This is a genomic window from Actinomyces sp. ICM58 (assembly GCF_000283035.1).
Taxonomy (GTDB): Bacteria; Actinomycetota; Actinomycetes; order Actinomycetales; family Actinomycetaceae; genus Pauljensenia.
In genome coordinates, this window is the sequence record NZ_ALIY01000124.1 from 1 (window position 1) to 14,271 (window position 14,271).

A 14,271-nucleotide genomic window follows, 5' to 3' on the forward strand; every position below is an offset into this window, starting at 1 on the left:
CGCCACGGTGGTGGCGCGGGCCACCCCCTCCGGCGTCGTGAGGCGTCGCATGAGGCCGGCGCGCTCCATGCGCTCGCGCAGGCCCTGCGCCGTGATGTCCGAATAGGACAGCTCGAGGCGGGCCACTCGCGGGTCGCTCAGGGCAGCGCCGGTGCGCGCGCAGTAGGACTCCAGCAGCGAGCGCTTGATGGCGACGTCGAGTTCGGTGTCGACCCCGCTCCAGTCGCCGCTCGCGATCGCGTCGAGGCCTCGACCCCACAGGTCGACGACGTAGGCGCGCATCGGGTCGAGCTCGGCGACGCCGATCCGCGCGAGGACACGTTCGCGGATTTCACGCTGGAGGGCCACGGCGCTCGTCGTGCGGCCCGAGGCCAGCTCGATCGGGGTGGAGCCGGTCAAGTCGGCGTTGATTTCTCGAATGGCTCGCATCGGATCGGCGAGAGAGAGGTCTTCGATCTGGAGCCCGTCCTCGATGGCGTGGATGAGAAGCTCGGTCATGCCGACCTTCAGCGCCGTCGTCGGCTCCGCGACGTTCGTATCGCCGACGATGACGTGCATGCGCCGGTACGCGCCCGAGTCGGCCAAGGCCTCGTCGCGCGTGTTGATGATGGGGCGCGAGCGGGTAGTGGCCGAGGACACGGCGTCCCACATCTGGTCGGCGCGCTGGGAGAACTGCAGGCGCGGCGTCGCGGCTCCCTTGTTGATCCACCCGTTACCTACCAGGATCTGGCGGGTCACGAAGAAGGCGACGAGCGCGTCGGCGACCTGGCGGAAGTCGCGCCTGCGGTGCAGCAGGTAGTTCTCGTGGCAGCCATACGAGTTGCCCTGCGAGTCCAGGTTGTTGCGGAAGAGGTGCAGCGACAGGTCGGTGCCCAGCTCCGCCAACGCCTCGTCGGCCTGGACGGCCAGGTCGGCGAGCATGACGGAACCCGCGCGGTCCTGCTCGAGGAGATCCTCGAGCCGGTCGCATTCGGCGGTGGCGTACTCGGGGTGGGCGCCCACGTCCAGGTAGAGTCGACCGCCGTTACGCAGGAAAAGGTTGGAGGAACGGCCCTGGTGCAGGAGGGGTTCGAACAGCTGGCGAGCGGCGTGCTCAGCGTCCATCGGCGCTGCTCCGGACGGGGACGCGGCCGTCAGCCCGTACTCCGTTTCGATGCCGAAAACTCTCCGCCTCACGTCACTGGCCGCCCTTCTGGACGAAGCCCTGCACGAAGGCCTCGGCGTTCGTTTCGAGGACGGAGTCGATCTCGTCGAGGAGGGAGTCAATCGAGGAGGTACGGGCCTGGACCTGACCCGCCGCCTCGGTGGCGTCGTCGTCGGGCGTGGGGGTGCCGGCAAAAATCTGGTTCGACATGGTGTGTTCTTCTTTCTGTCGTCGTATCAGCGGGTGGACGTGTCGAGGGCGTCAGCGAGCGGGAATCGCACCAGGTCGCCCTGGCCCGGGTCGAAAACGAGCGACGACCACGAGGCCTTGACCAGGTCCGGGCGGTTGCGCACGGCCCATCCGCGCACGTGGGCGCGCGTGTTGGTCGGTGCCTCGTCGGCGGCGCGCTCGACCTCCTCGTCGGACACGAGGCGGTGCACCATGCCGGCCTGGGCGAGGCGGAACACGAGGCCGTGGCTGGGTCGCAGGTCCGCCCACTGCAAGTCGATGGCGGCCAGGCGCGGGTCGTTCCAGTCCAGTCCCGCCCGTTCCTTCTGGCGCTTGACCAGCTGGTACTTGCCGACCCACTCGACCTGGGCTGCCACCGAGAAGAGGTCGGTGCGCATGCGGTCGAGGACGGACTGCCACAGGGTGAGAATCTCCTGGTCCGCCGCCGTCGGCGTGGTTCCGGTCTCCTTGAAGGCGTCCAGGACGAGGTCGAGGTAGACCTGCTGGAGTTCGGCGGCCGTGTAGGAGCCGCCGGCCGTGCCGATCTTATAGTCGAGGTCCGGGTGGTGGGAGACATTCCACGTCTCCTGCACGGGATCGTCCATGACGATGGAGTCCCAGCGCAGGTCGGTGCCCTGCTCGATGGCCCACAGCACCAGGGAGGTTGTGCCGAAACGCAGGAAGGCGGACACGTCGAACATGTTGCCGTCTCCGCCGATCACGTGCAGGCGGCGGAACTGTGCGGGGTTGGCGTGGGGCTCGTCGCGCGTGTTGATGATCGGGCGGTTGAAGGTCGTCTCGAGTCCGACCTCGTTTTCGACGAAGTCCGCGCGCTGAGACATCTGGAAGCCGGGGACCTCGCTCTTTTGCCCGCGTCCGACGCGGCCCGCGCCACAGATGACGGGGCGGGTGACCATGAAGGGGGTCAGGCCGCGCACAATCGTGTCCAGGTCGGTGATACGTGGCATCTGGTAGTTCTCGTGGGTGCCGTAGGCCGCGCCCTTGCCGTCGGTGTTGTTTTTGACGAGAACGATGGGCTCTTCGCCCAATGCCTCCAGGCGCTCCATGACGCGCCTGGCGATCACCTCGCCCGCTCGATCCCACAGGAGGGCGTCGCGCGCACCCAGGGTTTCGGGCGCGGAGTATTCGGGGTGGGCGTGGTCGACGTACAGGCGCGCGCCGTTGGTGAGCACAGCGGTCGTCGCTGCCGGCAAGGCAAGCTCCTCGGCCGTGGGGCGTGCGACGCGCTCGGAGCCGCCCGACGGCGCGAGGTGGTACGGATCGTCCGTGAGGAGCGACGGGTCGACGGCCGCGCGCGACATGCGCATGCCGCGCAGGTCATTGAGCGGATCCTCGCCCGTGTAGTCCCAGCGCACGACACCCGCCCCCTCGGCCGCAGTCCCGGCGCGCGAGATCTCCCCGTAGGCGGAGACGACGCGGGTGGACAGGGCGATCGGGTTCGCCCAGGCGTCACCCGGGCGGTACACGCCGTACTCGGTTTCGGTTCCGATGATGCGTTCGCTGCTCATTTCACCACTCCAATCGGCTTGACGCTCACGATCTCGGGCGCGAGCCCGCTCGTGCGAGCCCAGTCCTCCGGTGAGGACGTCGCTGCCAGCTCCAGCGACTCGTTCATTTCCTCGTGCACGCCGCGCAGCAGGTGACCCATCGTGAGCCCCGCGGCCTCGCCACTCAGGGCGTCCTTGATCGCGTACTTCTTCGCGCGCTCCACGATCCCCGCGATGAGTGCGCCGGAGACGAGGTCGGCCAGGTAGATGCGCTTGTGTTCGCCGCTCACGAGCGTCGCGAGGAACAAAGCGGTCGTCTCATCGCGGGTGTACAGCGCGTCCACGGCGCGTTTGATCATCCCCGCCACGGCCTCGTCGAGGCCGCCAAAGCGGGCGACTTCGGAGGCGTGGATCGGAACCCGAGGGGTCAGGTACTTGGAGAAGATGTCGAGGGCGCCCGCGCGGTCGGGGCGATCCACCCGGATGCGCACGTCCAGGCGCCCGGGGCGCAGGACGGCGGGGTCGATCATGTCAGCGCGGTTGGAGGCGCCGATGATGACGACGTTGTCGAGGGACTCGACGCCGTCCATCTCGGCCAACAGCTGCGGGACGATCATCGTCTCCACGTCGGAGGAAACACCCGTGCCGCGCGTGCGGAACAGCGCCTCCATCTCGTCGAAGAAGATGACGACGGGGGTGTCTCCGGCCGCGAGCGTGCGCGCGCGGGCAAAGATCGCGCGAATCTGTCGCTCGGTCTCGCCCACGAACTTGTTGAGGAGCTCCGGGCCCTTGATCGACAGGAAGAACGTCGAGGCCCCGCCGCGCCGGGACAGGGAGTTCGCGACCGCCTTGGCGATGAGGGTCTTGCCCGACCCAGGCGGTCCGTACAACAGGATGCCCTTGGGCGGGCGCAGGCCGAACTGACGGTAAAGCTCGGGGTGATTAAACGGCATCTCGATGGAGTCGCGCACCTGAGCGATCTGCGCGTCGAGGCCTCCGATGTCCCCGTAGGTCACGTCGGGCACCTCGGGGGTGAGGAGCTGCTCAACGTCCTCGCGCACGATGCGCTCGAGCGCGATACCCGAGCGTGCGTCCACGACGAGGGAATCCCCGGGGCGCAGGTTGCCGTGACGCAGCGGCCCGGCGAGCTCCAAGAGAGTCTCTGCGCCGCCCTCGGCGGCGACGAGCACACGGTCGGGGCCCACGAGCTCCAGGACGGAGACGACCTGCCCGCTGCGCGCGAAGTCGTCCGCGGCGACCGCGATCATCGTGTCGTCCAGGCGTACCCACTGCCCGTAGGACAGGTCGGTGACGTCAAGCTTGGGCGAGACCGCCACGCGCATGCGCTTGCCGCCCGTCACGACCTCGATCTGGCGCGCCGCCGGGAAGGCACGCACGAAGGTCGCGAGCGTCTGCGGCGGGCGTGACACGTCAGCCAACTCGCCCTGAAGGCGGATCAGCTCCGTGCGGGCGGCCGTCAGAGCGCTCGTGAGGCGCCCGTTCTTCTCCTCCAGCGAGACGATGCGCCGTTCGAGCGAGAGGCGCTGGTCGGCGTCATTCATCGGTCTGTGCCTCGCGTCCCTCGCTGGCCCACGTGTCGGCCTGTGCGACGACGTCGCGGCGCACCTTACGGACCTTCTTCTCAGAGTTCACGCGCTGGCCGACTTTCTCCAGGGACCAGTCCGCCTCGTCGTCCCAGGCGCCGCCTTGGCCCTCCGCTGCCTTAGCGGGGCGGGTCGAACGCTCCTGCGGCGTGACGCCGGGGGCAAGCAGTCGGGTGACGACGAGGAATCCGGTGTGCGCGACCATGCGGTGCTCGGGGCGCACGGCCAGGCCGTCAAGATGCCACTCGCGGCGCATGTCCTCCCACGCGATGGGATCGGTGAAGCGCTGCGAGGAGCGCAGGTCCTCGACGAGGCGCGACATCTGGGTCACCGTCGCCACGTAGCAGACCAGCACGCCGCCGGGAATGAGCGCGTGCGTGATCGCCTCAATGTTCTCCCAGGGAGCAAGCATATCGAGGACCACGCGGTCCACGCTGCCCTGCTCGGCGGACCACAGCACCGCGTCGACGTCGCCGACGCGCAGATCCCACGCGGGGTGACGGCGTCCGAACCACAGGTCCACGTTCGCCGCGGCGATGTCGGCAAAGTCTTGGCGACGCTCCACGGAGATCAGGCGCCCCTGCGGGCCGACGGCGTCCAGGAGCGCCATTGACAGGGCACCCGACCCGGCCCCGGCCTCGACGACCGTGGCGCCCGGGAAAATGTCGCCCATGTGGGTGATGACGCCGGCATCCTTGGGGTAGACGACGGCTGCTCCGCGAGGCATCGACATGACGTAGTCGACCTGGAGGGGGCGCAGAATCTGGAACTGACGGCCCTCGTCGGTGATGATGACCTGGCCGTCGGTGCGGCCGATGACGTCGTTGTGGTTGAATCCGCCGCGGTTGGACTGGAAGCGTCCGCCACGGACCAGGATGACCTGGTGGAAGCGCCCCTTCGGGTCGCGGACCTGGACGCGGTCACCCTCGGCGAGGGGGCCTCGGCGGGTGGGTTGGCCATAATCAGTGGCTGTTTCGGAATTATTACGTTGAATAGTCATTACGTAAAGAATAGCGCTTCGGGCCTGTCTGGCCCCTGCCAGGACGCAGATGGGGGCGGCGGGGGTTAGCGTGGTATTCATGACAGACCTCATTGCCCCCTCCCCCGGCCCGCGCACGTGGGACCCCGCCCTGTCGGCCTCGCGCGCGAAGGAATACGAGCGCTGCCCCCTGCAGTATCGGCTCCATGTCCTGGACGGGTACCGCGAGCCTGAGACCCGGGCGAAGGCGCTGGGCACCATCGTCCACGCGGTCCTTGAGGATCTGTTCGCGCTCCCGCCCGAGCAGCGCACGCCCGAGGCCGCTCGCGCGCAGGTGGGCCCCGCCTACGAGGCGGCGGTTGACAAGGCGCCTGCTATCGCTCGGCTGTTTGCCGACGAGGCGGATCGCGACGCCTGGCTCGAGGAGGCGCGCGGGGTGATCGACGGTTACTTCGCCATCGAGCAGCCGCGCTGGATCGCGCCAGCCGCGCGCGAGGAGCGCGTGACGACGACGACTGCGGGCGGCGTGCGCCTGCTCGGCTTCATCGACCGCATCGATGCGGCCCCGGACGGGCGCCTGCGCGTCGTCGACTATAAGACGGGCAAGGCCCCCGGTCCGCGCTATGTGGACGAGGCCCTGTACCAGATGCGTTTCTACGCGCTGCTCCTGGCGCGAACGAGGAGGCTGCCGGCGCGCATGCAGCTGGTGTATCTGCGCGCCGGGCAGGTGATCACGTTCGATCCGGTGGCCGACGATATTCGTGCCTTCGAGCGACATATCGACCAGCTGTGGGCGCGCATCGAGTCCGATATTGAGAACGATTCTTTCGCTGCGCGCAAGAACCCGCTGTGCAACTGGTGCGGCGTGCGTTCCCTGTGCCCGGTCTTTGGGGGCACCACTCCCCCGATGCCGAAGGAGCATGCACGGTGGTTGGCTCGGACTCGGCTAGGCTAGTGTTCATGAACTCGGAGCAATGCGGACGCAGCGGCCTTTTCCTGTCCCCAATCGGCTTGGGGACCCTCACGTGGGGGCGCGACACTGACGCGCCCGAGGCTCTCGAGATGCTCACGCATTTCGTCGACGCGGGTGGTTCCCTCCTCGAGTGCTCCCCCTCTCACGGCGACGGGATGGCTGTAGATGTCGTGTCCGAGGCCGTGGCGTCGGTGGGCAGGCACCGCGTGGTTCTTGCGTGGCGCGGCGGGATGCGTCGTGCTTCGGAGGGTGCCTGGGTGGGCGCGGCGGGTCGTGGAGACTTGCTGCGGAGCCTGGACGATGCGCTGGCGCGACTGGACACGGATTACGTCGACGTCTGGCTGGTTGAACCGCGCCCTGAGGTTCCCCTGGAGGAAACGCTGGAGGCGGCGACCCTCGCCTACCGCAGCGGGCGTGCGCGCTACGTGGGCTTGTCGCGTTCGACGCACTGGCAGCTCGCCGAGGCCGTGACACGCGGCGCCGTGGGTGCCAGTGCTCCGATCACGCTCGTCGAGCTTCCTTTCTCGCTGGCGGACGCCTCGCACGCGGGCACGGTGGCCGAGCTCGCCAGCCGCGGGGTAGGTGTGGTGGCGGCTTCCGCGCTGGCGGGGGGTGCGTTGACGGGGAAGTACCGTCATTCAACCCCCGCCGACTCGCGCGCCGCGTCCCCGCATCTGCGCCACATGGTGGAGCCGTACCTGTCGGGCTTTGCCCGTGGGGTCATCGAGGCGGCGCATCGTGCAGCCTCCGGCTTGGACCGCTCGACTGCGGACGTGGCGCTGGCGTGGGTGCGCGACTACCCGGGTGTCAGCTCCGCCCTCGTTGGCCCACGCACCGTGCGCCAGCTTGACACACTCTTGGAGTACACGGAGCCGCTGCCCGATCCGATCCGCCAGGTCCTGGCTGAGGTCGCCCAGTAGAGTAGTTGAGCGCCGAAACCCGTGAAGCGTCCGAACCATCAGGTTCGGACGCTTCACGTCACGAATGGACTGAGAGGCGCAGATCAGTCGTCGACTTCAATGAAGTCGTCGTCCCCGTCGTCTTCGTCCTCTTCCTCATCGTCCTCTTCCTCATCGTCGTAGTCGTCCTCGTCGTCGCTATCGTCGAGGATATCGAAGGGGAGCTCGACGCCCAGCTGGGTGAAGAGAATGTCGTCGTAGGTGAAGAAGGCGTCGCGCAGCGCCAGCTCGGCGGCTTCGAGCGCGGCGTCGTCGGCCTCGTCTCCATCGCGTGCGATGTCGAAGTGGTTCTCGAATGCGTTGAGCAGGCGCGTCAGCGCGCGGCGGGCATCTCGGGTCATGGCACTTAGTCTACCGTGAGAACGCGCACTTTTTCAGGGCAGGTTGAGCTGCGAACGGATAACGGACACCATGAGGTCCGTTCCCTTGATCTCTGCCGTCTGCTCAGCGCCCAGGATGCGCGTCTGCCCATCGGAATCCAGCAGCTGCGAGGCGCCCATGTTCGGACCCAGCGGCAGAATGACCCATTCCTTGGTGGGAACGTAGTGGGCGTCGGGAGCCTCCCCCTCAATCTGCGCGGTGATGTTCGCGATGACGACGCGGGCCTGCTGGCGGGCGGCGTCGGCGCGCTTGGACTCGCGCACGTCGGTCAGGTCGCCGACGGCGTAGACGGTGGAATGGCCCGCCACCTGCATGGTCGGCTCGACGCGGAGCGTGCCGTCGGGGTGCATGACGGACTCGTACTCGCTGCCGATCAGGAACCCAGTGTTGGCGCGCGCGCCGTAGCACTGGAACCACAGGTCGGCCTCAATGACGTCGCCGTTCTTGGTCTCAACCATGAAGTGGGCCAGGTCTCCGACGTTCTGCGGCGGCAGGTAGGCCAGCTCGGAGCCGGTGACGACGCGAACGCCGAGGGTGGCCAGCTGTTCACTGATCTCGTCGCGCAGCGCGTCGGTGTATCCGGGGGTGCCCAGGATCCGGTCAGAAGCCTCGACGATCGTGATGTCCAGTCCGGGGAACGCGTTGGCGAGCTCGCCTGTCAGCTCGATGCCGACGGTTCCGCCGCCGACGATCATGACGGAACGGGCGCGCGAGAGGTTCTCGTGGAGCTGTTCCAGTCGGGCCTTGGCCACGGAAGAGCGGTAGGAGGAGTACTTGGCCGGGAAGGGGTAGGTCGAGCCGGTGGCAAAGACGATGTAGTCGGCTTCGATGGGGTCGTGCCCGAAGACGTGGACGGTGGTGCCGTCGACGGCGGAGACGGTTCCACGCACGACCTGGCCGCGGCTCAGGAGGTTCGTGTAGGGCATGAAGATGGCGTGTTCCCACACGGTGTCAACGGCGGCGCGAAGGGCGGCCGCGTGATGGACGAACTGGTCCTTCTGCTCGATGAGGATGACCTCCGCGAGGGGGTCGAGCCCCTTGGCGACGGTGACGCCTCCGTATCCTCCGCCGATGACTACGACGCGTGCCATGACATTCCTCCTTTTGAATGGACCGCGTCTATTGTGTCACCTCGCGCCCTCGAATGCGCGTGATAGGGACTTTAGTCCGCATCCGCTTTGGTCGCGCTGGTGTCAAGCCCCAGTCCGCGGGCGATATTGGGCTGGAAGAAGTTGGGGCCCTTGAGCACCTTGCCGTCTTCGCGCAGCTTGACGGAGCCGTCGGGCATGAGCTTGGACAAGTTCGAGGCCTGCACCTCGGCCAGGACCGAATCGAGGTCCATGCCCGACTCGATGGCCATGCCGTAGATGACGTACACGAGGTCGGCCAGCGCGTCGGCGGTCTCGATAACGTCGCGGGTCCCGTCGTCAGCGGCGACGGCCTCGGCGGTGGCGGCCTCGACGATCGCGCGTGCGCGCGGTCCGTAGACCGCGCCCATGAGCTCGGCGAACTCCTCAGCGATCAGGCTCATGCGCATGCCGACGCGCTCGTAGTCGAGCGTGGGATCGTCGAAGGGGCGGATGGGAGTGGAGTAGGTGCGGTGGAATTGGAGGACCAGCTCCATCGGGCTGGGGGCGCCTGTCGTCACCGACGAGGCCGTGGTGTCCTTCTCGCTCATGCGTGATCCTTTCGTGCGTTGTCCCAGGCGGTGGCCAGGATATTGGAAAAAGCGGTGACGGTCTGATGCCCATCGACGAGGAACTGGGCATCCAAGACGTAGGTGGGCACGGAGGTGACGCCCATGTGCATCGCCATCTGGTAGTCGGAGTAGACGCGCGATGCCCACTCCTCGTCCTCGATGGCGAGGGCTGCCAGCTGCCCGGGCATGCCGATGTCCTGCGCGCATCCGATGAGCACCTCGGGGTGGGATACGTCCAGGCCCATCTCGAAGTGCGAGCGCATGATGGCCTCGGCGACCTTGAGATGGAGGGAGTCGGGGCCTGCGACCGTGTCGGTGTCGATGTCGGCGTCGTGGGCGGCAGCGATGACGCGGTGGGCGCGGGAGGTGGGGGCGATGACGAGGGAGTCGAAGTCGAATCGAACGCCCTCGCGGGCTCCGAGGGAGCGCATGCGTTCGTCGGCCTCGCGCACCTCCTCCAGGGTCGCCGCGCCGGATTCGACGAGGGCGACGACGCGCGGCTTATCGATGGGCGCGTCCAGGTCGGGGTCGAGCAGGTAGGCGTGCAGATAGACCTCGATCTCGTCGCCGTGGTCGAAGGCATCCATGGCGGTGCGAAGGTGGCGTAGCCCCAGGTAGCTCCACGGGTCGCACGTGTCGAGCCACATATCTATGCGCACGGTGTCTCCTGTTCGGTGATATGGAAAACCCCGGAGCCTTCCGGCCCCGGGGCATTTCGTGCGCGGAGGGGGACTTGAACCCCCACCCTCGTAAAATGAGGACTAGCACCTCAAGCTAGCGCGTCTGCCTATTCCGCCACCCGCGCAGGTGAGCGATGCGAACCGTTGCGATCCGCAAGCGAGTAGAAGCTTAACACGATTGCGTCGACTTGCGCCAATCGAAACTATGAATCGGCTGTGTCGGCCTTCAGGCGGGAGTCCAGGGTCGAGAAAACCTTTGCAATTGCGTCGATATCCTCGTCCGTCATGCCGTCCAGGAGGTACTCGCTGACCGTCTGCTGATGCAGTTCTGTGGCAGCAAGCACAGTTTGAATGCCCTGGGTGGTCAGGCAAGCGTCGTACCCGCGTCGGTCGACCTTGGAGGGGATGCGCTCGACCCAGCCATCGCGCGACAGGTTGGACACCAGGTAGGTGACGCGCGAGGGCGAGTAGACGACGCGGTCGGCCAACTCGCCCATGCGCAGGCGGTGGCCGGGCGCCTCCCACAGGGCCAGGAGGATGTTGTAGTCCGGCATGGAGACGCCGTAGGTGCGCTTCAGGCGCGTCTCGAGGATCCCTTGCAGGCGTCCGGACGCCTCGAAGAAGACTCTCCACGCGGCCGCACGCGCACTATTGGCTTGAACGATCGGGGTGAGCCGTGCTCGTGATTCCACGTCTGCCTCTCTCGTAGTCGTGTCGGATGCTTCTCTCGGGATAATAGGGCATAGTGACTAAGAAAGCACCAACAACTCGGGGGATTTAGTGTCTTTGCCCATTTCTGCTGTTCTTTTCGACGTCGACGGGACGATCGTCGACTCCGCCCCGGCCGTTATGGACGCCTTCCGCGAAGCCCTGTCAGACTTCGGACTGCCGATCCCCGACGATCAGCGTCTTCGCAGCTATGTGGGGCCTCCCCTGTGGCATTCTTTCGGCGATCTGGGCTACTCCGGTCAACTCTTGGCTGACCTGGTAAAACGCTACCGGGAGTGCTACATGCGTCACTATCTGGACCCCGTGCCTTTCGAGGGGGTGCCCGAGCTGGTGTGGGACCTGCACCGGGCGGGCGTGCCAGTGGCGACGGCCACGTCGAAGCAGGCTCCCATGGCGCTGTCACAGATGGAGGACCTGGGACTGGCGGGCGCCTTCGACGTGATCGCGGGGGCCACGCCGGACCCGGGTTCCTCCAAGGCGACGGTCATTCACGAGGCCGTGGCTCGCTTGGACGCAATGGGCGCCGACGTGTCACACCCCGTGATCGTCGGCGACTCGGTCTGGGACGTGCGCGGCGGCCACGAGGCCGGCATCGCGGTGGTCGGCGTTCGGTGGGGGTATGCGACGGCGGACGGTCTGGACGACGCCGAGGTCGTGTGCGACACGGTCGAGGACCTGCGCGCACTCCTCATGCCTGCCGGTCGCTGAGGGGCATTAACGAAAGTCGCGCGAGCGCACGTCGATGGGCAGCTCGACGGCGCGCAGACGGAAGGCTCGCACGTTGATCGCGCCGTCGCCCCACTCGAGGGTTCCCGACACGAGCAGGGCATCCGATTCGAGGCCGACGCGGCGAAACTTATTCCAGGTGCCCACGGCCACCGAGACGTTGACGTAGCCGGTGTCATCCTCGAGGGACAAGAAGGTGACGCCGCCGCCCGTGTGGGGGCGCTGGCGGTGCGTGACCAGGCCTGCCACCTCGACGATGCGCCCGTCCAGGTGGGCTCCCAGGTCAGCGGCACGAAGAACCGTGCCCGGGAGGCAGTCGCGCAGGTAAGAGAACGGGTGGCGCCCGGGGGTGAGCCCCATCGCCTCGACGTCGGCGCACATCTGCCCGGCCGGCGTCAGAGCCGGCAGGTCAGGTACGCGGGTGCCCACCTCGGTGCCGGGCAGGAAGGGCTGCCACTCCCCCCGCCTCGACGTCGGCGCGGCCAGCGCCCCGGCCGACCAGGCGCCCTCACGCCTGCTCACTCCCAGGCACTCAAGCGCCCCGGCCAGGGCCAGCTTCTCCATGTCCGTGGCGCTCAGGTGGGCCCGTGCGGCCAGATCCGCCTGGCTCGTGAAGGCTCCCAATTCCCTGGCCGCCACGATGCGCGTCGCGGCCCCGCCCAGGCCTCGTACCGAGGACAGGCCGATGCGCAGCACCAGCGAGGGATCCACATCCAGGGGGACGACCTGGCGCGACGGGAGCGGGTCGGGGCGCCCCTCCCGATAGTCCTCTGGCGCGACGGTCGCGAGCTGCACGCCCGCGTCCAGGAAGGAGTCGTTCACCGACGGACCCGCGACCCTCACGCCGTGCCTGCGCGCGTCCTGGACCAGCGTCGCCGGCGAATAGAACCCCATGGGCTGGGAGGAAAGGATCGCCGCATAAAAGTGCTCGGGTGCGTGCACCTTCAGCCACGCGGACGCGTACACGATGTGCGCGAAGGAAAAAGAGTGAGACTCGGGGAAGCCAAAGTCGGCGAAACCCTTGAGCTGATCGAAGATGCGCTCGCGCGTGGGCGCGTCAATACCGCGCGCCTCCATCCCAGCCATGAGATCCTCCTTGAGGGCCTCCATGCGCTCCGGGCTGCGCTTGGCCCCCATGGCTCGGCGCAGTTGATCGGCGCGGGCACCGGACAGGCCCGCCGCGTCCGAGGCGATGCGCATGAGCTGCTCCTGAAAGAGGGGGACGCCCAGAGTCTGACGCAGGGCGGGCTCCAACAGGGGGTGCAGGTAGGTGACCGCTTCCCTCCCAGCGCGTCGGCGCAGATAGGGGTTGACCGCGCGACCCTGGATGGGTCCCGGCCGAACGAGAGCCACCTCGACGACGATGTCGTAGAAGCATCGGGGCTTCAGGCGCGGAAGCGTGTTCATCTGTGCGCGCGACTCCACCTGAAACACGCCCACCGTGTCAGCCGCACACAGCAGGTCGTAGACGCGAGGATCCTCCGCGGGAAGCGTGTGCAGGCCGAGCCGACGCTCCCCCACCCCATTCAGGGCGCGCGATGCCCAGCCGCGCAGGGGAGGATGATGCTCGCCGCGTCCCGAGCCGTCACCCAACTCGTCGAAGGCGATGCGCAGAGCCGTCAACATGCCGAGAGAGAGCAGATCGAACTTCACCAGGCCCGCGTCCGCGCAGTCCTCCTTGTCCCACTGGAGCACGGTGCGCCCCTCCATCGCCGCCCACCCGACCGGACAGATACGCGAGACCGGCTGATCGGTCAGAACCATGCCCCCCGAGTGGATGCCCATGTGTCGCGGCAGGCGTGACAAGGCCCGGGCGGCCTCGCTCACGAGGAGCGGCGCCTCCCCCTTCCCCCGCGACCACGCCTGCGCGCTGCCCGCCGGATAGCCCAGGGCCCGCGCCGCGTCACGCATCGCCGAGCGCGGACGATACGTGATGACGTTGGCGACCTGGGCCGCACGATCGCGCCCATAGAGCTCGTACACGTGCTGGATGACCTCTTCGCGCCGGCTCGCCTCAATGTCGACGTCGATATCGGGAGGGCCCGACCTGGCGTCCGACAAGAAACGCTCGAAGAGCAGGTGATGGCGCACCGCATCCACCGCCGTGATGCCCAAGCAAAAGCACACGGCGGAGTTCGCCGCGCTGCCACGCCCCTGGCACACGATGCCACGCTGGGCGCAAAAGTCCACGATCTCTTTGACGATGAGGAAATAACCGGCGAAACCGAGGCGCTCGATGACGCCCAGCTCCCGGTCGATCGTCTCCCACGCCCTGGGATGCTCCTCCCGCCTGCCGTAGCGCTCGCGTGCGCCCTGCCGGGCCAGGTGGGACAGCCACGTCTGGGGAGTATGGCCCGTCGGGACGCTCGTGCGAGGGAGCCTGGGTGCGACGAGGCGTAGGTCGAAGGCCGCGCCTGCCGCCACCTCGCAGGAGTTGCTCAGGGCCTCGGGATAGGCGGCGTGCAGGCGTGCCATCTCGGAGGGCGAGCGCAGGAACGAGCGGCGTGCCCCCAGGTGGGCGTAGGCCTCCTCCAGTGAGGTGCCGATGCGGGTCGCCGCGAGGACATCGCCGAGGGCCGCCTTGGCCGGAGAAGACATGCGCGCCCCCGTCGTGGCCACCAGCATGGCTCCCGTCCGCTGCGCCAGATCCGCGAGGACATC

14 protein-coding genes and 1 tRNA gene are annotated in these 14,271 nt (G+C 67.7%); 3 read left to right on the forward strand and 12 right to left on the reverse strand.

Annotated features, from left to right (window positions below):
• The 5 genes from HMPREF1138_RS05930 to HMPREF1138_RS05950 form a co-directional block, all read right to left on the reverse strand.
• Positions 1-1,176 (reverse strand): proteasome accessory factor PafA2 family protein (locus HMPREF1138_RS05930; RefSeq protein WP_039937151.1); only part of this gene is annotated, 1,176 nt, incomplete at its 3' end.
• Position 1,177: 1 nt separating this feature from the next.
• Positions 1,178-1,354, reverse strand: coding sequence for a ubiquitin-like protein Pup (locus HMPREF1138_RS05935; protein ID WP_009057700.1), 177 nt, complete (start codon positions 1,352-1,354; stop codon positions 1,178-1,180).
• Positions 1,355-1,380: 26 nt separating this feature from the next.
• Complete coding sequence (dop, locus tag HMPREF1138_RS05940; protein WP_009057689.1) at positions 1,381-2,901, reverse strand: depupylase/deamidase Dop; 1,521 nt, start codon at positions 2,899-2,901, stop codon at positions 1,381-1,383.
• Positions 2,898-4,442 carry a proteasome ATPase gene (gene arc, locus HMPREF1138_RS05945; RefSeq protein ID WP_009057692.1) on the reverse strand — a complete coding sequence of 515 codons (1,545 nt, stop codon included), beginning with the start codon at positions 4,440-4,442 and terminating at the stop codon, positions 2,898-2,900. The genes dop and arc overlap by 4 nt, the downstream gene beginning before the upstream one ends.
• Positions 4,435-5,484 (reverse strand): tRNA (adenine-N1)-methyltransferase, encoded by a 1,050-nt coding sequence (locus HMPREF1138_RS05950; RefSeq protein WP_039937147.1) that lies wholly within the window; start codon positions 5,482-5,484, stop codon positions 4,435-4,437. Before HMPREF1138_RS05950 ends, arc begins: the two co-directional genes overlap by 8 nt.
• Before the next feature lie 79 nt (positions 5,485-5,563).
• On the opposite strand from HMPREF1138_RS05950, the gene HMPREF1138_RS05955 reads away from it, so the two are divergent.
• Both HMPREF1138_RS05955 and HMPREF1138_RS05960 read left to right on the forward strand, forming a co-directional pair.
• Positions 5,564-6,418 carry a RecB family exonuclease gene (locus HMPREF1138_RS05955; RefSeq protein WP_009057696.1) on the forward strand — a complete coding sequence of 285 codons (855 nt, stop codon included), beginning with the start codon at positions 5,564-5,566 and terminating at the stop codon, positions 6,416-6,418.
• Between the two features lie 5 nt (positions 6,419-6,423).
• Entirely contained in the window at positions 6,424-7,356 is a 933-nt protein-coding gene (locus HMPREF1138_RS05960) for an aldo/keto reductase (protein WP_039937153.1), read from the forward strand.
• 83 nt (positions 7,357-7,439) lie between these two features.
• Here HMPREF1138_RS05960 and HMPREF1138_RS05965 read toward each other — a convergent pair whose 3' ends face one another.
• The 6 genes from HMPREF1138_RS05965 to HMPREF1138_RS05990 all read right to left on the reverse strand — a co-directional run bounded on the left by HMPREF1138_RS05965 (position 7,440) and on the right by HMPREF1138_RS05990 (position 10,847).
• On the reverse strand, positions 7,440-7,736 hold the full coding sequence (locus HMPREF1138_RS05965; protein ID WP_009057690.1) for a hypothetical protein: 297 nt from the start codon (positions 7,734-7,736) through the stop codon (positions 7,440-7,442).
• 33 nt (positions 7,737-7,769) lie between these two features.
• On the reverse strand, positions 7,770-8,867 hold the full coding sequence (locus HMPREF1138_RS05970) for an FAD-dependent oxidoreductase (protein ID WP_009057702.1): 1,098 nt from the start codon (positions 8,865-8,867) through the stop codon (positions 7,770-7,772).
• 71 nt (positions 8,868-8,938) lie between these two features.
• A complete protein-coding gene (locus HMPREF1138_RS05975; protein WP_009057698.1) occupies positions 8,939-9,454 on the reverse strand; it encodes a nucleoside triphosphate pyrophosphohydrolase family protein in 516 nt (171 codons plus the stop codon).
• Positions 9,451-10,134, reverse strand: a complete 684-nt coding sequence (locus HMPREF1138_RS05980) for a DsbA family oxidoreductase (RefSeq protein ID WP_009057688.1) — start codon at positions 10,132-10,134, stop codon at positions 9,451-9,453. Before HMPREF1138_RS05980 ends, HMPREF1138_RS05975 begins: the two co-directional genes overlap by 4 nt.
• Positions 10,135-10,193: 59 nt before the next feature.
• Positions 10,194-10,280 (reverse strand) — tRNA-Leu (locus HMPREF1138_RS05985).
• Positions 10,281-10,358: 78 nt separating this feature from the next.
• A complete protein-coding gene (locus tag HMPREF1138_RS05990) occupies positions 10,359-10,847 on the reverse strand; it encodes a MarR family winged helix-turn-helix transcriptional regulator (protein ID WP_009057694.1) in 489 nt (162 codons plus the stop codon).
• An 88-nt stretch (positions 10,848-10,935) separates the two neighbouring features.
• Between HMPREF1138_RS05990 and HMPREF1138_RS05995 the strand changes: the two genes are divergently transcribed.
• Positions 10,936-11,592: an HAD family hydrolase gene (locus tag HMPREF1138_RS05995; protein WP_081495988.1), complete on the forward strand. Its 657-nt coding sequence runs from the start codon at positions 10,936-10,938 to the stop codon at positions 11,590-11,592.
• A 6-nt stretch (positions 11,593-11,598) separates the two neighbouring features.
• On the opposite strand, the gene HMPREF1138_RS06000 is transcribed toward HMPREF1138_RS05995, so the two are convergent.
• The coding region (locus HMPREF1138_RS06000; RefSeq protein WP_039937156.1) for an error-prone DNA polymerase at positions 11,599-14,271 on the reverse strand (2,673 nt) is incomplete at its 5' end.

What these genes read in the sequence shown, in the direction of transcription:
- HMPREF1138_RS05950 (WP_039937147.1), bottom strand. Translation starts at nt 5,484, where the DNA reads ATGACTATTCAACGTAATAATTCCGAAACAGCCACTGATTATGGCCAA.
- HMPREF1138_RS05975 (WP_009057698.1), bottom strand. Translation starts at nt 9,454, where the DNA reads ATGAGCGAGAAGGACACCACGGCCTCGTCGGTGACGACAGGCGCCCCC.
- dop (WP_009057689.1), bottom strand. Translation starts at nt 2,901, where the DNA reads ATGAGCAGCGAACGCATCATCGGAACCGAAACCGAGTACGGCGTGTAC.
- HMPREF1138_RS05935 (WP_009057700.1), bottom strand. Translation starts at nt 1,354, where the DNA reads ATGTCGAACCAGATTTTTGCCGGCACCCCCACGCCCGACGACGACGCC.
- arc (WP_009057692.1), bottom strand. Translation starts at nt 4,442, where the DNA reads ATGAATGACGCCGACCAGCGCCTCTCGCTCGAACGGCGCATCGTCTCG.
- HMPREF1138_RS05970 (WP_009057702.1), bottom strand. Translation starts at nt 8,867, where the DNA reads ATGGCACGCGTCGTAGTCATCGGCGGAGGATACGGAGGCGTCACCGTC.
- HMPREF1138_RS05965 (WP_009057690.1), bottom strand. Translation starts at nt 7,736, where the DNA reads ATGACCCGAGATGCCCGCCGCGCGCTGACGCGCCTGCTCAACGCATTC.
- HMPREF1138_RS05960 (WP_039937153.1), top strand. Translation starts at nt 6,424, where the DNA reads ATGAACTCGGAGCAATGCGGACGCAGCGGCCTTTTCCTGTCCCCAATC.
- HMPREF1138_RS05955 (WP_009057696.1), top strand. Translation starts at nt 5,564, where the DNA reads ATGACAGACCTCATTGCCCCCTCCCCCGGCCCGCGCACGTGGGACCCC.